The sequence below is a fragment of the Psychrobacter sp. NZS113 genome, assembly GCF_015864825.1.
Lineage (GTDB): Bacteria > Pseudomonadota > Gammaproteobacteria > Pseudomonadales > Moraxellaceae > Psychrobacter.
In genome coordinates, this window is record NZ_JADYWL010000004.1 from 283,552 (window position 1) to 305,013 (window position 21,462).

Consider the following 21,462-nt stretch of genomic DNA (forward strand, 5'->3'; position numbering starts at 1 on the left):
AAAGAGACCTAAGCAGCGGTAGTTCAGTTGGTTAGAATACCGGCCTGTCACGCCGGGGGTCGCGGGTTCGAGTCCCGTCCGCTGCGCCATATTTAAAACGAATTTAAACTTTCGAGTTTAAGCAAGTTTCGCCTCAAACATTAGATTGTTTGAGGTTTTTTTGTGTCTGAAAATTCTGACACACTATCATTGAATATAGAAAGTAAGATCTATTACATTCTATATAAGTCTATGTATTAACCATCACTCACCAAGCCCTTTTAAACTTAGCCTTCCGTCATCATTGCTACCTCTATTTATCACTACCTTTCATATCAGTCACATTCACTCTCACCTCAGGCAATACCTTTTTCGTCATTCATCAGAGAGCACAGCTATCTCTGTACTCATTTTTCCTTACAAAATAAATTTAACTGACCAAATGGTCAGTTAATTCAATAAAATCATAATCTTACAAAACATCAAGCACCTAAGATGACTCTCGAACAGTTTATTACCCATTGATTTATAGTTGTTAAAGAATAGAAAAAATGCTTAACTGTTTCAAAGTGTTAAATAATGTTGCTAAAAGTCACAGTAAAATAAGCAGATTCTTACAATGTAAATAGCACTTAGAGTTAGAGTTTTTATTTCTCTCTATTTCTACTGAAAATTAACTTTATTTTATTCTTAGTAGTATGGGTATGTCGTAATAAATCAAAGTGTCATCCCGGACACTCATGCCGATTTTACTAAGATAATGACTGTATCTAAAGGAGTACCACTGTGCATTACAATCCCTCTGCAAGCCTACCCCTAACGCTCAACAGTAACATTAAAGATAAAAATCTCGTTAAAAAAAATCTATCCTTCATCAAACCATTAGCTACCGCTTTGGTCGCTACTATGGCCCTAGGGGCTATGAGCAGCAGTCATGCCGAGATGCTCTTTAGCGATACCAGTGTATCTCTTCTTTATGGTGACGACTACGAGCTGGTAGAAGATGGTGAATTAACGACCATCACATTAGAACATGTTTCAGCCCACACTTGGGGCGGCGTGTTTTTCTTTGTGGATCGTCTTCAAGGTGCTAGTGATAGTGAAAACAACAAATTTAAAGAGACTTATGGTGAGTTCTCTCCTAAGCTTAAGTTGCAAACCTTCGATGACAGTTTTATCAAACAGGTTAATCTAGAAGCACAGTATGAATTTGGCTCGAACAGTTCAGGCTTTAGTCAAGACAACTATTTGGTCGGTATTGGTGCAGACTTAAATGTGCCTATTTCGGGCATGAAATACGCATCAGCATCTTTACTTCACGCTTTCAATGACAATACTGCTGACGACCAACAAATCACTTTAGTCTATGGTTGGGAGAAAAATAATTTTGTGGTCGATGGTTTCGTGGACTACTCCTTTAACAACGATGACACAAAAGACCAACTTCATATCAATCCTCAGATCAAATATAACTTACAAGATGTTCTGGGCATTGATAACCGCCTAGAAGTCGGTATGGAATATAGCTACTGGAAAAATAAATACGGTACTGATGAGACTCAGAACTCACCTAGTGCTTTGGTTAAATTGCACTTTTAAACCGCTGATTGTTTAAACAAGCCTCATGCTAATATTAAGTATTGCATGAGGCTTTTTTGTTCATCGACAGGATTTTTAAACCAAGAAAATTTAGTACAGCTCACCGTAGAATTACAGTAAACTGATCCATCATCTCTTTTATTATAAAATGGATAAAATATGGAATATAGTCACATCGCTAGAGAGTCTTTAGGGTTTTTCCCAACACCTTTAATAGCGCTTAGCAAGTTGAGCCAAAAGCTTGATGGGCCCACCATTTTTATGAAAAGAGACGACAATACTGGACTCGCATTGGGTGGTAATAAAACGCGCAAGCTTGAGTTTATTATCGGCGATGCACTGGCTAAAGGTGCTGATACGATTATCACTGCGGGTGCTGCGCAATCGAACCATTGTCGCCAAACTGCCGCTGCTGCTGCAAGTTTAGGACTGGGGTGCCATTTAGTCTTAGGTGGCAAAGAGCCTGAACAAGCCGGCGGCAATTTGTTGTTGGATAAAATCTTCGGTTGTCATATCCACTGGGCAGGCGCCAATCGCAAGGGAGAGGATATTCCTGACATTGTCGAACAGTTAATAACTCAAGGCAAAAAACCTTACGTAGTGCCTTATGGTGGCTCAAATGAGCTAGGTGCTTTAGCATTTGTAGAAGCCTATAAAGAGCTAGAGTCGCAATGCAAAAGTATGAATCTATCCTTTACTCATATCATTTTTGCTTCGAGCTCTGGAGGAACACAAGCCGGCTTAATGCTTGGTAAAAAAGCGTTCAACTCACCTTGTCAAATAGTAGGCATCAATATTGATAAAGGTGAAACGGACAAAGTTCCGTTTGATCAATATACCCTCTCCCTCGCCAATCGTACGGCAAAGTTAATCGGTGCAGATTATGAGTTTTCAGAGTCGGACTTAATACTAAACGCTGACTATGTCGGAGAAGGTTATGGTGTAGTTGGTGCATTAGAAAACGAAGCGATTGCCTTGACTGCCCAAACTGAGGGCATATTGTTAGATCCTGTCTATACAGGCAGAGCGATGGGCGGACTAATAGATATGATTCGCACAGGCGTAATTAAAAAAACGGACAGTGTTTTATTTTGGCATACAGGCGGCGCACCCGCTCTATTTGCATATTCAAATGATTTGGACTTTGCTCAGAAACTCTAATGGCAATTGCTAGTATCTTTACTCTGATAAGTGGCCTCAAACTGACCGATGCCTCTACTAGTGAGAAAATAAGGGCTTGCTAGTTCGTTTAAGTGTTATGAACGCTGATTCATTCGGCTCAGACTAGCAATCAAAACCACCATGAGCACACCGATGACAATAAGGAAGCCTGACATCATGTGCGCTGCCTCATAGTTAAGCGCTTCGACTTGCTCATATATCGCAATTGATATCACCTTAGTCTCACCAGAGATGCTACCGCCTATCATCAGCACGACACCAAATTCACCAATAGTATGGGCAAAGCTGATCAAGCTACCTAGCACAATACCAATGCGTGCCTGTGGTAACGCAACCGTTATAAAACGCCTGAGACGGCTTGACTCTAATAAGCTTGCAACCTCCGTCACGCTTTTCGGAATACGCAAAAACTGCGCATAGACAGGTTGGATATAGAAAGGTAACGAGTAAATAATAGAGCCAATCACCAGCCCTTCGAAGGTAAATATCAATGGGCTGATATTATGCTCACTAAGCCACAGGCCAATACTCATATTAGGACTAAGCAATAATAAAAGGTAGAACCCTATAACGGTAGGCGGTAAAACGAGTGGCATGGCGATAATGCCTATAAGCAAGACTTTAAATCGTGCTATATATTTATTATTGCTAGGTTTTGCAAGCCAATAGGCTACGGGCGTAGCAAACAATAATAAGCAGAAGGTCGTGACACCCGCAAGCTTAATACTCACCCACAATGGACTTAGCATATCTGACATAAGCGACTCATCTATCATAATGTCACTGCTCGTCCCTACTGGTAATAAAGATAAAAGTGGTATTGTATTGGATTACTGTACAGGCAGATAGCCAGCTTGTGAAAAATACTGCTGCCCTGCTGTTGAGCGTAAATAGTCAGTAAAATCTACAGCCATGTCTGAGTCACTGACTACGATACCATCTTGCAAAATAGCAGGATAAGCGTCTGGTTTTAACGTCATAAACTGCTTAGGCTTGGCCTTAATCGCGATGAGTTGTGACTGCGCAACAAAACCATAATCGACACTAGCGGTATGTGCATATTGAAAGGCTTGGCTGATATTTTCTGCCTGTATGATCCGTTTTTGCTTACTTAAAGGCTCATAGATGTTTTTTGACTCTAAAAATGCTTTAGCCGATGCGCCATAAGGAGCAAGCTCAGGATTGGCGATGGTGATTTTAACAGTTGCATCATTCGTCAAGACATCAGCCAGTGATTCTATATTGAGCTCACTTAATGATTTAGTCACACTATATAGCGCCAACTGCCCTTGCGCATAAGTAAACGGAGCGTATGTTATATCTTTTGAATCACTACCCTCATTCTCTTCCGCAAGCCTGGCAGGAAATGCTTGATTCGCAGATAAGAAGACATCATAAGGCGCACCAGCAATTATTTGGGCATATAGCTTACCTGATGAGCTATATGTCACCTCGATATCAGATTCAGCTAAGTTTCTATCTGCTTGATACGCATCGATAATACTCGGTAGTACATCAGACAAATTGGCAGCAGCAGCGATACGTAATGTTTGGGAAGACTCAGATGAGTTGGCAGCAGACTCTATATCAGCACTACTCTCTTGCGTACAAGCGCTCAATAATACTAGCAACCCAGTAGATGCTGATAACGCTAACTTACCCATTATTGCTCAGCCATTTAGAAGAGCTATCCTCGTAATACTCTTGCTTCCATACAGGAATATCCGCCTTTACCGTGTCTAGTATCCAGCGGCATGCATCAAAAGCGGGGTAACGATGGGCAGAAACAACGCCCACCCATATGGCCACATCGCCCACTTCTAGAGCACCGATACGATGTATCGCAACAGCATGAGTAATCTCAAAACGCTTTTTGGCTTCTTCTATAATGGCGCGGCCTTGATTGATCGCCAAATCCTCATAACCATAATAAGTCAAACGATCAACGCTAGTGGCATTATTATGATTGCGTACTCGACCTTCAAAGCAGACAAATGCGCCGCAGCTATCGTCATCGAGCGTTTTTTTGAGTCTGTCCTCATCAATCGCTACATCTAATAAAGCAAAACCATCACGCTCAGCGACTGCATATACTTCATCAACACTACGCTTGATCGTCATCGAATGGCTATGAACATTATCTGTCATGTATTTTCTCTGTTTATTCTACTGTCCGTTGAATAGTTATGAATACCTATACACCTATCTATCCATTTATTAATTTAGCCACCAGCAACTGGCGTGATAAACACCACACTATCGCCATCAGAAATAGGGTCGGTCCACTTAGCGAAATAATCGTTTACTGCCACTCGCAGCTCTGATTGTGGACGGCTAAAGCGATGTGTTTGACTCAACTGTGTATATAAATCAATAAGCGACATTGATGAGTCAATGCTCACCTTTTCCTCATGACAGCCCGCTTCATCAGCTAGACTGGCGAAGTATAGAATATTAATAGTCATTAATGATTCACTGTTTTTTTCTATGTCAACATTATCCATAACATCAGTAGTACTCATAAAACCTTCCATTTATTACAAGCTGTCGATCTTCATATTTATTATATTGCTAAGTGTTCAAACAAAATCTGATAATGCTATTTGTGTTGATAATCGGATTTACCACCCGTCTTCTTAATCAGACGAATATCATCGATGGTGATGTTATGTGACAGTGCTTTGGTCATGTCATAAATGGTCAAGCAAGCCACACTGACGGCTGTTAATGCTTCCATCTCGACTCCAGTCTTGTGGGTGACTTTGACCGTCGCGCTCACACTAATACTATGACTGGCATCGTCATACTCAAAGCTCAAGCCAATCTTATCCAATGGCAGCGGATGACAAAGTGGAATGAGGTCATGCGTACGCTTGGCCGCCATGATACCTGCGATATGAGCCGTCTGCGTGATACTGCCCTTTTTGGTCATGCCATCAGCTGCTTTAATTTGGGTATAAATCTCGCTTGGGAAACGCACTTGCCCAACAGCGTGAGCCTCGCGTGTCGTGGCGGTCTTGCCACTGACATCAACCATAGTGATATCACCGTCACTGTCTAAATGAGACAAGGTCGACTGGTTGTTTTCTTGGCTACTGATATTCATTTATGCTTTCTCTCGATAGACTTTTTTATAAATTATTTAAAGCCGTACATGCCTGTGCAAAATCTTCAGGCGTATTAAAATTGGTCAAGTGCTGCCAGCTCTTTGCAAAGGGTACAGATTGCACCATAGGTTTGATAAACGGCATCACTCGGCGCTGACCACTATCAATATAGGCTTTTAAATCAGGCTCAATGCCCAACTGATAAAGTCCTAATAGTGGGTATAAGTGACTGTCATCTGTTAAGCAAATGACTTTTTTATCCGCGGCCTGAGCACTCGCCCGTTGCAATTCGTGCCACAAATCAGTCGCCGGTATCAAACTATCGCAACTAATGACCATCAGCCATGATGGCTCGCTGTTAGCTATGGTCACTGAACCAGCCGCTGAAGCATTTACCTTCATCAATGTTTGCATAGCAGACTCAATAGCGGCCAATGCACCAGCCGTATCCATCTGTTCATCACTCTTATTAGCAATATAATCAGGGATATGAGAAACAGCCGAATGCGGTCGATTTTGCATCAAATCTGCATCAATATCAAACCCGCGACCATTGTCTGCAATCATAATAGGCAGATTGGTATCAGCCACATTTAGCTCGAGCGCATGACGGACATGATAGTCGAGCAAGCGTTCCCCTGTCGGCAAAGGAAGCTCCGCTTTGGGCGTACCCATACGTTTAGAGGCGCCACCAGCTAAAATAACAATGCCTGCCAAGCCATTCATACGATTTGAGGTAGTCATCATTGGCAATATCAGTCGTGACTTGGGTTTTGTGCCAAGAAGTGTGGCACAAAATTACAGGGACGCGTACGACTATCAAACTGCTCTTTTAAGACACCTTCCCAACCAGTACGGCACGCTCCAGATGAGCCAGGCAAGCAGAATATGCCCGTGCCATTTGCCATGCCAGCCACTGCCCGCGACTGCACGGTAGACATGCCAATCTCATCTTTTGAGATGAGACGGAACATTTCACCAAAGCCATCGATAGACTTATCGAACAGTACATTTACAGCCTCTGGCATACTGTCTCTAATGAAAAACCCTGTGCCGCCAGTTGTTATCACGGCATGGACTTTCGGATCCGCAATCCAACCACTAATCACGGCTCTTATTTGATAAATATTATCGGTAATCAGCTGACGGTCTGCCAGATGGTGGCCTGCTTCTTCTAGACTATCGACTAAGTACTGCCCTGACGTGTCTTGTGCTAGCGTACGACTGTCGGAGACGGTCAATACAGCTATATTAAGTGGGATAAACTCTGCAGCAGGTTTACTCATAAAAAGTCCTTTATACATATGATTTTATAGTATGTTTAAAAATGTCGTTGGCATTCTAGCTATTCAATGTCGTGTGTCATGCTTAATGGTTATACACATTAACCACCAATGATTGATAGATTGTGCATGATGCCACTGTTAGAGTCGTGCAGATGATGGTGCTCAGGCTTGATCGGCATAAACTCATGTAAGGTATTCACCAGTCCTTGCACATCGTTTTGCTGCAGATACGGACGGATATCGTAATTGCCTTGATCGAACAGACATAAATGCACTTTACCCTGACTGCTAACTCGCAGGCGATTACAGGTATCACAAAAATGCGCGGCATAAGGTGCGATCATACCGATACGGCCTACATATTCAGGATGACTGTACTCTACCGCTGGGCCATCGCTACTCCCACGCTCATGTGGTTGCCAGCCATGATCCAATAGATAGTCAGTGATGATATCAGACTGCGCATGCTGGGCAAAAAACAGATCGCTATTATCACTGGTCTGCATAAACTCGATAAAACGATAGGTGACTTTTCTGTCTTTTACATAGTCGATGGCATCCATGAGATTTTCGAAGGCCGTCTCTGCCATCAAAACACCGTTTATTTTGAGTTTAATATCTGTCGTTTCTAATAGCATATCCATATCGATGAGCAGCTGCGGCAAACTATTAAAGCCAGTCATCTTATGAAAGGTCTCGGCATCAAAGCTATCCATACTGATATTGAGCTGATCCAGTCCTGCGGCTTGCCAACTGGCCAAATGCTTGCCGAGCTTATAACCATTACTGGTCATAGCCACTGTCTCGATGCCATCAGTTTGCTTAATCGTTTTTATAATCTCAACAACATCGCGGCGAATAGAAGGCTCACCACCAGTAATTCTGACTTTTTTAGTCCCTACTTGGGCAAAGCCGCGTATTAATGTGGCAATCTCAGGCACACTCAATTCGTCATCAGGACGTTTGCCTTGATAGCCATTTGGTAGACAGTATTCACAGCTAAAATTACAAAAATCAGTGATAGATAGACGCAGATAAGTCAGACGACGTGAAAACCCATCCGTCAGGGGTTCATAGTTTTCCAGTGGCGAGTACTTTTGAGCACTGCCTATTTTGACGTTATTATCACTCATATTTTACTACCGTCAGTATTGCTTACTATCTATAAGCATTACTTTATTATTTGCGTTTAGCATACCATTTTAGAAGTCACTATCAGTTGTTTGATACTCACCTTATAGTAAGTTAACACATAGGAAATTAATTATATAACCAAGGAAAAGGTTGTACCGTGACCGTACTATTTGCGGAGACATTGCCGCTGTCCTTATGCAATACAATAAAACAATTGGCACGGCTAAGCTGCTTTATTCTATGAGATTGCTGACTGGTGAAGCTCTCGACTTCATAACTGCCTACTGCATTCTGTGACAGCACACCGCGCTGAAAGTCTTTACGACCTGCTGATTTTCTGATGTCATTGGTGAGCGTGGCTTGAATACTCAGCTGCATAGGCTGCTCTAACACGTCCGCGCCTGACATCTGCCACAGCGCTGGTATCACAAACTGTAGCGCGCCAACGACTGTGGATAATGGATTACCCGGTAGACCAAAGTACAGCACTGGCTTGTCAATGTCTTTGTTCAATTCACCAAACACGAAAGGCTTGCCTGGTTTCATAGCGACTTTATAGTGATTAATTTGTCCTAACTGCTCAATTACAGTAGTTAAAAAGTCATAATCACCAACAGACACGCCCGCTGTCGAGATAATGACATCACAGTCTTGCATGGCATCATGAACAGCAGCGGTTGTCTGCTCTAAGTTATCAGGAACAATGCCATAGTCACGAATGACAATAGGTAAGTCTGATAGGAGGCTTTTAAGCGTTGGGGTATTGGAGTTATATATTTGCGCGAGGCTGGTAAGCTCACTGCCAATCGCCACAAGTTCATCACCAGTTGCTAGAACACCTACCGTCAGCGGCTCAAATATACGAACTTGGCTGATACCTAAATTTGCCAGTAAGCTGATATCGGCAGGGTTAATACGCTTGCCTATCTTGAGAACAACTTCACCAGACTCAATCTCTTCGCCTTGCGAGCGGATATTGCTATCAACCTGAGCTGCTTGTGATAGCATTATGGCATAAGGTTGTGATTTATCGAGCGTATCTTTTATGTCCGAAAAATTGGTGTTCTCTTGCATAATAACCGTATCGCAACCGTCTGGCACTACTGCACCCGTAAAGATACGGACACCTTGCCCTACTACCAACTCACCTGTATAAGCACAGCCAGCCTGAGACTCTCCGATAATGTCGATAGTGCTGTCTTTTGATAGCTCGCTACCTTGAGCAATCGCATAACCATCCATCGCAGATAGATTTTGCCTGGGCACATCAAATGTCGAGGTGATTTCTTGCGCCAAAATATGGTTGCGACTGTCTAATAAATCGCACGTCTGCAGATCTCTATTTTGTAGTGGAAAGTCGGTATCGTTGTAGTTATTTATGCGCTTCTTTATCGCCGCTTGTAGTTCTTCCATGGTAATCATATTGCACACTCTTTGGATTATTCTATTTATTATTTGAAAACTGTTATTCGAAAACTGTTATTTGAAAATTATCATCTAAAAGCTGCTGTTAAAAAACGTGGCTTAAAAAATCCCGTTTTCTAGGGCCTGTCCTCATTTTAAAAATGGTGATAAAAATGAGGACACGCCTTAGAGTCTAGCACTCACAATCGTAATTTTCTTGTATTAACCTTGTCCTGATAAGTTTTGACAAAACCGCAGTATATTCAGCTTGAGTGCTCCCTATTCATCGTCTCGATAGCTATCAGCAAAATCACCCATAGACTGAGGCAAAAAAAGCACCTTGGCAAGGTGCTTTTTGTAGAACAAAGTAACGTAATCATTGAAACATTAGCGGTCGAAAATAGTGGCACTTATATCACGTATGAACAGCAATAGCTTCTCTCACCATGATGCTAATGAAGACGCGCTACGCTGGGTGATAAAGCCATCTGGAGTCTGACCATTATCTCCCTGCCAGCGTTGGAATGCCATACGAGTATTAGTACCAACAATACCATCAGCGCCTTTTGTGTCATAGCCTGCACTGGTCAAACGCTGTTGTAAATTGCGTACCTGAGTAGTCGATAACGGACGCTCATAGCGCGGCCATGATTTTTGTAAGCCGCCTTGTCCTGTGATTGCTTTACCCAGTAAGCTCACCCCTAGTGCATAGCTTGATGAGTTGTTATAGACTTTGATTACATCAAAGTTTGGGCTTAACAATAATACTGGGCCATCCTTGCCAGCTGGTAGCCATAGCTCCATTTCTGTATTAGCATCCAACGACACATCCGCTATTGTATCAACGCCCATTGCGGCCCATCTAGCCGCCGACTGCTTGCTACCAACGGTTGAATAATCAAACGAGGTAGGAACCGTCGCTTCATAAAACGGTGCTAACCCACGGACCCAACCTGAATTGCTTAGGTAATTAGCCGTAGAAGCCAAAGCATCGCCAGTAGCCCATGGATTGCGATGTCCATCACCATCACCATCGACACCATGCTTAAGCCACGTGGCAGGGATAAACTGAGTCTGACCCATACCACCAGCCCAAGAGCCTTCAAGCTGTGACCATGACACATCACCACGCTGTAATAGCGTCGCTAATGACAGTAGCTGAGTTTCTGCAAACTCTTGGCGACGACCGTCATAAGCCAAACTACCCAACGAGCTTGGCAGACTACTATTACCAGTCACAACGCCATATGAAGACTCCATACCCCAGATAGCAGCGACAATTTCTGCACTCACACCATACTGTGATTCTAACTGCGATAGATACGCACGTTGCTCGGCAAACTTACGCTTACCGGTACTTACGCGTCCATCAGATACAGCAGAATCTACATATTCCCAAGGCATCTTAGAGAACTCTGGCTGTCCTGAGTCTAGCGAAATCACTTGTTGATTTAAGTAAGCTGAGTCAAGCAAACGACGGACAGTTGCCGCATCATTGCCTGATGCAATTGCACGCATGGAAAAATCCGACTTCCAATCATAGAAGCTGTTGTAAGTTGGCTTTGCTACTGGCTGCGTGACTACTGGCTGCGGTGTTGGTTTCACTTGTATCGTTTGGGTCTGGGTAATCTCAACATTGCCTTGACGCACGGGTTTGTTAGATTCTTGCATGGCCTGTTGGCTCGTACACCCAACCATGACTAAGGCTGGGAAAAAAGCAATGTACTGTTTTTTTAACATCATAAAAATTCTCAGGTATGAATAAGTAAAGTGACTCAAACAAAACAACTTTATTCAAATTAAGTTCATAAAGCAATATCAATAAAGCGACTAAATTTGCCAAACAATTAAAAATACGGTGTCAAACTTAACGTCCCAATACCGCACGTGGGTCGATAGGATTGCCATTTAGACGTACTTGGAATTCTAAGCCAACTTGGTTAGTCTGACCACTGTTACCCATGCTTGCAATGCGTTGGCCCAGCTGTACCGCATCACCTTCTTTGACCAGTAGCTCGCTATTGTGTGCATAGGCAGTGATGTAGTTATCACTGTGACGAATCATAATAAGGTTGCCATATTCTGTTAGGCCATTACCTGAGTAAAGCACTGTTCCAGACTGACTGGCAAGCACTGGATCACCAACATTACCAGCAAACCACATACCCATCGTGCCAGCTGCCGCATCAAAATTACGAGTGACTTGATTGCGACTCGGATATTCATAACCTGACGTTGCGTTTGCAGTCACTGCATAGACAGGATTTTGTGAGTTATTCTGAGGCGTACTCGTTACAGGAGGTGTATAGGTTTGCTGAGGCTGTGTATACGTGTTATTCGCTGCCGTCTCTTGGCCACCTTGCCATAGCTTGAGCCATTGACCACTATAAATCGTATATTTACTGTCCAAACCATTGAGCGTACCAATTTGACGATAACTGATACGATAGCGCTCGGCGATTTGACTGACCGTATCGCCACGCTGCACGCGATGATAGTTAGGAATGCCTTGTGCATTGGTGATAATCGTAGGGCCAGCTTGGTTAGCTGATTGGTAAGTAGGCTTGGTGGCACAACCTACTATCGTTAAGGTTGCTACTGTTAGAGTGCCAATCAATGCCGCTGTTGCAAAGCGTGATCCAGCAATAAGCTTCTTCATACAAGGTTTCCTATTTTTTACATTACTCACAAACGTCTTGTGTGACTCACAAGCATGTTGCTAACTTTTATACTACTTGAATATTTGACAATTACCACCATCGGTCATTTGATAATCGACATATTATTTTGCCTTTCACCACCTACCTAGTGCTATTCATCGTTTTATATAGCGCATTTATAAGGCTAACGTAGATAAACTATCTAGCGCGGCAGCTGGCGTATGATGGAGTCGCACTGGTGATAGGCTAATATAGCCCGCTGCCACTGCTTGGTCATCCGTCAATTGTATGGCAGATGATTGTATATCTTCCGTTTTTTCTGGCAACTCATGTTTACATTTACGTAGCGACAGCCAATAGGCATCTCGCCCGCGTGGATCGACCATATGGTGCACAGGACGTGCAACCTGACGATGCCCCAACGAGGTTATCTTGCGACCTTTGATCTCATCGGCATGATTAACATTCGGAATATTAACGTTTAATACGTGATAGGGCAAATTTTTGCAGGCATCTAATATTGAAGTTTCAGCTAATAGCTTGACTATCTCATCTGCCGCCAGCTGATAATGACTGACTTGCTCTTGCCCACCTCCTTTGACACCACCGCCTACTAAAGAAGTTGCGATAGCTGGAACGCCAAAAAGCTGCGCTGTTAAAGCCGCACCAAAGGTACCAGAAAACATAACATCTTGCCCTAAATTAGCACCCGAGTTGATCCCCGTAATCACCCAGTCAAAACGTGTATGACGATATAACTCATGCAACGCTAAATAAATACAGTCTGCAGGCGAACCGTTCACAGCGATAAATCCAGAAGGCAGTTCATGAGTGTGTAATGGCGTAGTCACACTCAATGCACTAGCATAACCACTCTGCTCACTATTTGGTGCAACCACTACCACGTCACCAATGGTAGACAATGCCTGATACAGTGCCAATAACCCTGGCGCATAAACCCCATCATCATTACTAATCAAAAATTTCATTGCTACTCAATATATTTATAAATGACCGCCTGTCCACTTATGAACTTTATCGGTATAAAATTGCTATAATTAGAACCGAAAACAAAAGTGATAACATCACAGTCATGAAAAAATTGCACGATATTAGTTCAGTATATCAAGGCTATAGTGCAATCGTGACGATAAAAGATTATACCCTACATAGTATCCTGACACGAACCATGTCTTTGCTTAGAATCTAGCTGATTTGTTATTTTACTAATGACTTTATCCGTATAGTCACTAACATTAGCAGGGGCAAAAACATCGCGCTTCACGTTACAATAGGCAACAACGGACAACAATATAAACTTATATTTTTATGCTGACGTAACTTACAAGTATATGCTGCTGATATGTTGCTAAAAAATGCCTTTGGCTCACAAGACATCTACACATAAGTCAATATTTTATGTGACTTTTGTTTTTTTAGCCATTAACATATGACCATCAAATAAAGATAAGCGAGTGTAATGCTAAATGAAAAATCAATCGATATTATCTATAGCTTCTGTCATAGCGAAAACTGCACCAAAATTTGGTCTTGCAGGCTTAATAACGTCTGCTGCTATGCTATCTCAAGCATCTTTTGCGGCGAATAACCCCGACACAACCATACCTCTAGACATGGCTGGCGTAAACATAACCAAGCATGAAATTGCAGTGATGCAAGTGCTGTCAGAGATATGTCCTCCGATGCTGAATGGTAACCAAAAACAGCGTTTTTATAAATCATATGGTGTGCAGCTGCACGAATTGATGCCGTCTCTAGAGGATCCAAAAGCAGCCATTCAATATCTATCAACTCAACAAGACTATCGTCAAATCTTACAAGGCATTCGTAGTTGGACGATGGGTTTCTCAAAACAAGAGAACAAAGCACTGTGTGAAGATTTAGCGAATGCTGAATATTAGTCGCTAGGCTAGATACGATTAATTATTAGTACCTAGATACAACTAATCTACTGCCAGTAGTATGACAAACCCGCTATCATCAACGATAATAAAAAAGCGGTATAGGGTCTGTATAGAAATAGACTTAAAAACTGTGTGATTTAATTTGTACGATAAAAGCTTGCTGTAGCCCCGCTCAAAATAATAGACGGTGCAGCAGGCTTTTTTGTGGCTATAACCAAACCTTCCATAAATATTCTTCTTTGTTTTTAGTCGCGCCTTATTTTTTGTATTTATCGATTCCCCATCGGTTCTCATTTTGCTAAGATAAGGCGTTAATTTTATGTCTATTGCGCAGCGATTCATATTTTCGTCGATACATTATTTTAAACATTGCATTTAAGACATGCTGCTTAAAATAATGTATGAAAATTAGTACAGGATACAAGCAATAGATACATTTGGTTCCATGATGCGGTGTAACGATATATGACAGTAAAGCGTGTAAAAAACCAGCTTGTACAGCTGGTAGTTGGTGTAAGTATCTCAATGAGTGCAGTGATGGCAAGTGCTGCTATACAGCCACCCGAGATGGACAATACCGCCTATGTATTAATGGACTACAACACTGGTGAAATCTTGGCACAAAAAAATGCCAATGAATCACTACCACCAGCGTCTCTCACCAAGATGATGACCAGTTATATCATTGAGCAACGCTTAGCATCGGGCGATCTCAAAGAAGACGAGCAAGTGTTAATGAGCCCAAATGCTTGGTGCCGTGGCAGTAGCAGTCAGTCTTGTATGTATGTGCCAGTGAATAAAACGGCCAGCGTCATTGACATGCTACGCGGTATTATCATTCAATCAGGTAATGATGCGTCAAAAGCGATGGCTGAGCACATTGCTGGTAGCGAAGCATCGTTTGCTATCTTAATGAATGAGCAAGCAGAAAAAATTGGCATGGAGAACTCTAATTTTGTCAATGCTACCGGTATGCCGGATGAAGGCCACTTAGCATCTGCTTTAGATTTATCTAAACTCGCTCGCGCTATCATCAAAAACAGTGGCGACTATTACAACATTTATTCAGAAAAAGAATTTACCTATAATGGTATTACCCAAGGTAACCGTAATGCTTTGCTCATTACTGACCCTACCGTTGATGGCCTAAAAACTGGCCACACTGATGCGGCGGGCTATTGCTTAGTTGCTTCAAGCAATCGCGATGGTATGCGCTTGATTTCTGTCATCATGGGCACCAAGAGCCAACAAGCCCGTGCTGATCAATCACGTGAACTTCTCAATTGGGGATTTGGCCACTTCACTACCGTTACCAAAGCACCTGCTGGACAATTCGTCAGCAAAGTCCCAGTATGGTTCGGAGAAGCGGACGAAGTTGAGCTGACTACTGGTGATAATTTACAGATTTTGACCAGCAAAACTCAAAAGAATAAAATCACGACTGTGGTTGATATCCCTGAAAGCCTAGAAGCACCTATCAAAAAAGGTCAAGAAATTGGTAAAATGATGGCTGTCATTGATGGTAAGGCCGTAGCATCAGTGCCTATCATTGCCACTAGCGATATTGAAGAATCAGGCTTTATGAGCCGTACTTGGCAGCGTCTTGCACGTTGGGTACAGAACCTCTTTTAAGCATCAGATGAGATATGAACAACCTGCCTGATAAGCAGGTTGTTCAATAAAAAAGACGCCTTATGGGGCGTCTTTTTTATAATTGTGATAAGTGGTAAGGGACAGCTTAGCTTATTTCCAGATTAACCAACTTTTTAACAAATCACTTAAAGCCTTATCTTTATAAGTAGCACTACGACAATAATCGATACCTGCAACCTTCAACCCATGCTCAAAACTGTCTAAATACTGGGCGCGATGCGGTGAATACCAGTACACCAACAAGGCACGGTGCTCACTTTCAGATCGACGGATACGGTCGGCTAAGGACTCTGCTTTTTTTACAATGATATCCTCTGCAAACATGACCATATTTACTTTTTTGATACTTATCTCATCAATAACCAGCTGTTCTTGCTGATGGTAGATAACGGTTGCTCCTAAACGCTCCAACTCGTTCCCTAAAAAACCCACCTCATGATAATAATAATAAATGACCGTCAACCCGGCCAATAGCTGCTGCTGCTGCGACTGGTGCTTGGTAGGCATTACTACCGTCAGCGTAAACTCTGTACCTAATCCTAACGTACTATCAACTTCGATAGCGGCACCCATAAGCTGCGCTATTTGCTTAACCACAGGCAACCCAACACCTGACCCCTCGTACTGCCGAGTTTGTGATGAATCCACCTGAAAAAATGGATTAAAAATATCCTCTATATGATTACGATCAATACCGATACCCGTATCTTTCACACTAATTTGCCAACGATTACTTTTATCAAAATGGGTCAATTGCGACGTAATAATCACTTGCCCAGCAGGCGTAAACTTGATTGCATTATTAAGTAATATCGATAAAATTTGTTGTATCTTTTCAGCATCACCTGCAAGGCTATAGTCAATATGATGAATACGACTGGTCAATGTTAAGCCTTTCTTCTGAGCAACAGGCTCAAACTCTGCCAAGAGATCTGCAATCAATTGTAGTGGATTGAATTCATTACAACTGATAGTTACCTGACCTTTTTGTATTTGATTTAATTGGATAATATGCTCAAGCGAAGATACTAACTTATCACTACCACTACTAATGATTTCAATAGCATCCTTCTGATCTCTAGTGAGTAAGTCGTAATCCAGCAACTGTAAGCCACCCACAATAGCATTTAGCGAAGTTTTCAGCTCATGGGTTATCATACTTTGAAAGTTATGTAACTGTACATCGAGAGACAAATCTTTGCTATGTAACTGCTGCTCAAAAGTAGCAAGCGACTCATAATCTAGCCTGACTTTTTGCAAACGATTAAATAAGGCAATGAAAGCCTCTTTAATCAATGTCAGCTCTTGAAAATTAAAATGTTGTGGAATAACTGGTAACTGCTCAAGCTCTGTGTTTTTTAACACGATATCGCATGCTTCGGTCAAAGATTCAACATCTCTGACTGGCCATTTGAGTTTACGCAGAATATATAATGCCCAAAGCACTGCCAGTATTGTAGTAAAAAGCCATAACAGCGAGTTGCTACGATACCAATGCAACCGAAGTAATTGCACATCTAAAGTAATATTAATATAACCAATTAACGCACTGTCTTTATCGACTTTATCAGCTGCTGACGACTCATGTGTATTACCTAATAAAGTAGTAGCCGATTGCTGCTTAGGTGTTAACGCATTGACGTCACTATCGATATTAATATAGTTGCTGGTTACCGGATAGTTAAAGCTAACGGTATCTGCAAATAATGCATTCCTCCAATTATCGTTTGATTGGCTGACATCATCAATAGGTTGGAGTGTTGAATAAAATAAAATACTTTTGATGCTTGGTTCATTCTCTAACAGAAATTTTACTTGCTCAGCCACAACATCGGCGCTATCAGCCGTCGATGCACTGGTAGTTAGTAGTGTAGCTAGCTGCTGGACATGCCGATATTTTTCTGCGTAGTGATAGATCAGACCATAAATAAAAGACAATAAAAAGCCTACTAACACAGCTAGTATGAGGGCCTGTGCGACAGAGCGCCGGATAAGCTTAGAGATAGTTTGCGGTGAACGGCTGTTCATATCACTCAACTAAGTTAAGATAACATTGATTTATACTACAGCTATTAGGAAGGTGTGATAGGTGAAACTGATAGACACTCACTCTTCATGACAGCTAAAGCAACCACAGATACAGTAGCGTACAGCATACTTTATCGCACTCTATGGCGCGATAAAGTAAATAATGAATGAGTCAACTGTCTTATCTATTTGCGAGGTTTTTTATCTTTAGTAGTGAATTTTTGTGCCCGGTTACGCTCACGTTGACGCAACTGCTGTTCTTTCGCTTTGGTAGGAGTGTCGCTCTTATTTGCATATGGGTTGTCATTTTGTTTAAGAACGACATTAAGCGGCGTACCTTCGAGCTTGAATACCTGACGGAACTGGTTTTCAAGATAGCGCTGATAGCTTTTAGGTAATGAGCTGGTCTGGTTACCATGAATAACGATAACTGGCGGGTTGTGACCACCAATATGTGCATAGCGCAATTTAATTCGGCGACCAGACACGGTTGGTGGCGGGTTCGCAGTCACAGCATCTTGCAAAATCTGAGTCAAACGATTGGTTGATACCTCAAACATAGATGATTTATAAGCACGTAAGATAGATGGATATAAATTACCCACACCAGTACCATGCAGCGCCGATATCAAATGAATTTTCACATAAGGGATAAAGTTGAAACGACGATCCATCTCAATTTTAATATAGTCTCTTTGATCCTGCGTCAGACCATCCCATTTATTGATTGCCACTACTAATGCACGACCCGCATCAAGTGCATAGCCAATCATATGCAAATCTTGATCGACGATACCTTCATGAGCATCAATCACAATAACGGTGACGTTAGAGTCTTCGATTGCTTGCAAAGTTTTGATGACAGAGAACTTTTCGACTTTTTCATCGATTTTACCGCGGCGGCGTACACCAGCGGTGTCAATCAATACGTAATCTTTGCCTTCACGCTTATAAGGAATGTAAATACTGTCGCGTGTGGTACCAGGCATATCGAAAACCACCACTCGATCTTCACCTAGCAGACGGTTGACTAGCGTTGATTTACCAACATTTGGACGACCGATAATGGCAAGCTTTAAGCCTCTTGGCTCTACAATATTTTCTTGCTCAGGCATATCTGCAGTCAGTATTTCTAGCAAATTACCAACACCGCGACCATGACTGGCAGCCATCGGATACGGCTCGCCCAATCCTAATGCGTAGAATTCGGCAGGCGCAGCATCATGGACGCCATCGACCTTGTTGGCAACAACATATACTGGCTTGCCAAGTGTGTGCAAAAACTTACCAATCTCAGCGTCGGCACCAATCATACCGGCACGAGCATCAACGACGAATACAATGATATCAGCTTCATGAATCGCAGTATGCGATTGCTCAGACATATAATCATCGATGTTACCGCTACCATCATCCGCCTCACCGATACCACCAGTGTCTACAACAATGAAAGACTTATCTTCGTAAGTAGCATCGCCATATTGACGGTCACGAGTCAGTCCTGATAAATCAGCAACCAATGCCTGCCGACTTTTTGTGAACTGATTAAATAAGGTAGATTTACCGACGTTTGGACGACCAATTAAGGCGACCACAGGCTTGATACTCATGGATTACTCTCAGTGAAAGGCAAAATGACGGACAGTACAGTTATTCTGATAACCAATAACATAACAGCGAACCTACCGCACTTGACCATAAATTAAAATAAATAATAAAACGATAGCAAAAACAAATAATCAACTATTTTGCGATTAATGAATGCTATATAAAGGGGATTACATTTTGTATAGATAATATATATAGATAACGCCTATAGCGCATCGGTCGCATAGAGTACGCGAAAGCCTGTGTTTAAACAAGTCATTTACACAAGGCACTAAACGCTGACTAAGCAGCGTTTGTATTTTATAAAATCAAGATCAATCAAATCGTATAATAGTACTATAGTCAATTCTCTATAAAAGAGTGCTAGCCTTAACCCCGCTTGACGTACCATAGTTACATCTGCACTCGGTTGCCTTGACTCTCTTTTAAACTGAATTAACTATATTAAAACATATTATTTAACTTAATGCTTATTAATCAATATCTTAGCGTGTTAATTGCCAGATTGCGACTTGTCCTGAGGTACTTTGAGTCATCAAACGACTGCCTTGTACCTGCAAGCTGCTCAACGCACCTTTAGTTTCTACGCGGCTGACAATTTTACCACTAGCAGGGTCAAATAAATGGACTACACCATCTAAATCACCAACTGCAATGTAGTTGCCGATCATCACAGGATTGGTCAAATGACGATAAGCCAACTCTTCACTTTCCCACAATACCGCACCAGTGCTGCGATCATAAGCAACAACCTTACCATCTAAACCAGTCGCAATGACTTGCTGAGTATTGACGGCCAACGCTTTTAAGCTAGCTTGTTCATTAACGAACATCACTTGGCGCGATGCCAAATCAATACCTAATAACTGACCACTATAACTAATGGCGAACATTTGATTTTTATCAACGATAGGCATGCCATCAACATCACTCATGCGCTCAACTTCACTGCTACCAGTACCAACGCCAACGCGTCTTGACCACTGCGGCAAGCCATTATCCGCTGTCACTGCATGTAAACGTCCATCGGCCGTAGCCAATAATGCCGTCTTACTATCTAATAGTGTTGGCGCCGCACTGCCACGCACACTGATATCTGGTACTTGTGTGGCAAACTGCCATACAGACTGTCCAGTTTGTAGTGATAAGCCATGTAAAAAGCCATTGTTTGCTGACAAAACAACACGGTTATTGGTAATGAGTGCAGGTGTCAACACTGACCCTGATAGCTGTTGCTCCCAGCGTTTTTCGCCAGTGGCACTATCAAACGCCATTACCTGACCGCTACGCGTGCTGATAATTGCCGTTTGGCTCAATGCATCTAAAGCGACACCACCGGTGATTTGTTCGTCAACATTCACTGACCATAGACGCTCACCAGTATTATTAAAACCAGTCAATTCACCACCGCGTGATGCAGTAACGATTTGTCCATTGGTGTAACCAACCTGCAAATCTAGTGGATCTTTTTTACTGACTTTTTTATTACCGACATCCGTACTAAAAACAGGTTGTAGTACACTAATAGGCTCAGCAATCTGTACCAGCTTTACCGGATCATTGACAATGGGTTTGATACCGCGATTACACCCAATCACTGCAGTACTCATTACTGCCAGTACGGCCACATGCATAACCGTCGTTTTGATGGTTTTAGCTTTTGAGGTTTTGCTAGAGCGAATAGATTGAGTCATTATAAGTTCTCACTACAAATAAATTATTATTAATTAGTAAATTAGCTATCGATAAATAACTAATCGACTAATAGTATTAGCAAAGCACGTCAAATCAGCGCCCTGTGTCGTAATGTGCTACTGATTTACTGCGCCATTTAGTATATAGAACTGGTATATGGAACAATGTTAGTTGGTTAGTTACTGACTATCAGTACAGCTAA

19 protein-coding genes and 1 tRNA gene are annotated in these 21,462 nt (G+C 42.1%); 5 read left to right on the forward strand and 15 right to left on the reverse strand.

What is annotated here, in order from left to right:
- Nucleotides 1-12 precede the first annotated feature (12 nt).
- From I6E61_RS07955 to I6E61_RS07965, 3 genes are all read left to right on the forward strand, one after another.
- A tRNA-Asp gene (locus I6E61_RS07955) sits at nucleotides 13-89 on the forward strand.
- A gap of 676 nt (nucleotides 90-765) precedes the next feature.
- Entirely contained in the window at nucleotides 766-1,578 is an 813-nt protein-coding gene (locus I6E61_RS07960; RefSeq protein ID WP_320158579.1) for a DUF5020 family protein, read from the forward strand.
- Between the two features lie 159 nt (nucleotides 1,579-1,737).
- Nucleotides 1,738-2,739, forward strand: a complete 1,002-nt coding sequence (locus I6E61_RS07965) for a D-cysteine desulfhydrase family protein (RefSeq protein ID WP_197132781.1) — start codon at nucleotides 1,738-1,740, stop codon at nucleotides 2,737-2,739.
- Between the two features lie 95 nt (nucleotides 2,740-2,834).
- Here the strand turns inward: I6E61_RS07965 and modB are convergent, their stop codons facing one another.
- The 12 genes from modB to surE all read right to left on the reverse strand — a co-directional run bounded on the left by modB (nucleotide 2,835) and on the right by surE (nucleotide 13,340).
- Nucleotides 2,835-3,536, reverse strand: coding sequence for a molybdate ABC transporter permease subunit (modB, locus tag I6E61_RS07970; protein ID WP_197132794.1), 702 nt, complete (start codon nucleotides 3,534-3,536; stop codon nucleotides 2,835-2,837).
- Nucleotides 3,537-3,590: 54 nt separating this feature from the next.
- A complete protein-coding gene (gene modA / locus I6E61_RS07975) occupies nucleotides 3,591-4,424 on the reverse strand; it encodes a molybdate ABC transporter substrate-binding protein (protein WP_197132797.1) in 834 nt (277 codons plus the stop codon).
- Nucleotides 4,417-4,908 carry a molybdenum cofactor biosynthesis protein MoaE gene (locus I6E61_RS07980; RefSeq protein WP_197132800.1) on the reverse strand — a complete coding sequence of 164 codons (492 nt, stop codon included), beginning with the start codon at nucleotides 4,906-4,908 and terminating at the stop codon, nucleotides 4,417-4,419. The genes modA and I6E61_RS07980 overlap by 8 nt, the downstream gene beginning before the upstream one ends.
- 74 nt (nucleotides 4,909-4,982) lie before the next feature.
- Complete coding sequence (locus I6E61_RS07985) at nucleotides 4,983-5,282, reverse strand: MoaD/ThiS family protein (protein WP_227685732.1); 300 nt, start codon at nucleotides 5,280-5,282, stop codon at nucleotides 4,983-4,985.
- Between the two features lie 77 nt (nucleotides 5,283-5,359).
- Nucleotides 5,360-5,866 carry a cyclic pyranopterin monophosphate synthase MoaC gene (gene moaC, locus I6E61_RS07990; RefSeq protein ID WP_197132803.1) on the reverse strand — a complete coding sequence of 169 codons (507 nt, stop codon included), beginning with the start codon at nucleotides 5,864-5,866 and terminating at the stop codon, nucleotides 5,360-5,362.
- A gap of 25 nt (nucleotides 5,867-5,891) precedes the next feature.
- Entirely contained in the window at nucleotides 5,892-6,614 is a 723-nt protein-coding gene (locus I6E61_RS07995; RefSeq protein ID WP_197132806.1) for a molybdenum cofactor guanylyltransferase, read from the reverse strand.
- Between the two features lie 8 nt (nucleotides 6,615-6,622).
- Nucleotides 6,623-7,153: a molybdenum cofactor biosynthesis protein B gene (gene moaB / locus I6E61_RS08000; RefSeq protein WP_197132809.1), complete on the reverse strand. Its 531-nt coding sequence runs from the start codon at nucleotides 7,151-7,153 to the stop codon at nucleotides 6,623-6,625.
- A gap of 98 nt (nucleotides 7,154-7,251) precedes the next feature.
- On the reverse strand, nucleotides 7,252-8,286 hold the full coding sequence (moaA, locus tag I6E61_RS08005) for a GTP 3',8-cyclase MoaA (RefSeq protein WP_197132812.1): 1,035 nt from the start codon (nucleotides 8,284-8,286) through the stop codon (nucleotides 7,252-7,254).
- Between the two features lie 127 nt (nucleotides 8,287-8,413).
- Nucleotides 8,414-9,709, reverse strand: a complete 1,296-nt coding sequence (gene glp / locus I6E61_RS08010; protein WP_197132815.1) for a gephyrin-like molybdotransferase Glp — start codon at nucleotides 9,707-9,709, stop codon at nucleotides 8,414-8,416.
- Nucleotides 9,710-10,132: 423 nt separating this feature from the next.
- Nucleotides 10,133-11,434, reverse strand: coding sequence for a lytic murein transglycosylase (locus tag I6E61_RS08015; protein ID WP_197132818.1), 1,302 nt, complete (start codon nucleotides 11,432-11,434; stop codon nucleotides 10,133-10,135).
- 124 nt (nucleotides 11,435-11,558) lie between these two features.
- Nucleotides 11,559-12,350 carry a peptidoglycan DD-metalloendopeptidase family protein gene (locus I6E61_RS08020; protein WP_197132821.1) on the reverse strand — a complete coding sequence of 264 codons (792 nt, stop codon included), beginning with the start codon at nucleotides 12,348-12,350 and terminating at the stop codon, nucleotides 11,559-11,561.
- Between the two features lie 177 nt (nucleotides 12,351-12,527).
- Nucleotides 12,528-13,340, reverse strand: coding sequence for a 5'/3'-nucleotidase SurE (surE, locus tag I6E61_RS08025; RefSeq protein ID WP_197132838.1), 813 nt, complete (start codon nucleotides 13,338-13,340; stop codon nucleotides 12,528-12,530).
- Nucleotides 13,341-13,838: 498 nt separating this feature from the next.
- Here surE and I6E61_RS08030 point away from each other — a divergent pair, with 498 nt between their 5' ends.
- Nucleotides 13,839-14,273, forward strand: coding sequence for an MCR_0457 family protein (locus I6E61_RS08030; RefSeq protein ID WP_110922327.1), 435 nt, complete (start codon nucleotides 13,839-13,841; stop codon nucleotides 14,271-14,273).
- Nucleotides 14,274-14,741: 468 nt separating this feature from the next.
- Nucleotides 14,742-15,908: a D-alanyl-D-alanine carboxypeptidase family protein gene (locus I6E61_RS08035; RefSeq protein WP_197132841.1), complete on the forward strand. Its 1,167-nt coding sequence runs from the start codon at nucleotides 14,742-14,744 to the stop codon at nucleotides 15,906-15,908.
- A gap of 111 nt (nucleotides 15,909-16,019) precedes the next feature.
- Here the strand turns inward: I6E61_RS08035 and I6E61_RS08040 are convergent, their stop codons facing one another.
- The 3 genes from I6E61_RS08040 to bamB form a co-directional block, all read right to left on the reverse strand.
- A complete protein-coding gene (locus tag I6E61_RS08040; protein ID WP_197132845.1) occupies nucleotides 16,020-17,957 on the reverse strand; it encodes a HAMP domain-containing sensor histidine kinase in 1,938 nt (645 codons plus the stop codon).
- 185 nt (nucleotides 17,958-18,142) lie between these two features.
- A complete protein-coding gene (gene der / locus I6E61_RS08045) occupies nucleotides 18,143-19,567 on the reverse strand; it encodes a ribosome biogenesis GTPase Der (protein ID WP_197132866.1) in 1,425 nt (474 codons plus the stop codon).
- Between the two features lie 483 nt (nucleotides 19,568-20,050).
- On the reverse strand, nucleotides 20,051-21,259 hold the full coding sequence (gene bamB / locus I6E61_RS08050; RefSeq protein ID WP_197132869.1) for an outer membrane protein assembly factor BamB: 1,209 nt from the start codon (nucleotides 21,257-21,259) through the stop codon (nucleotides 20,051-20,053).
- Nucleotides 21,260-21,462 lie beyond the last annotated feature (203 nt).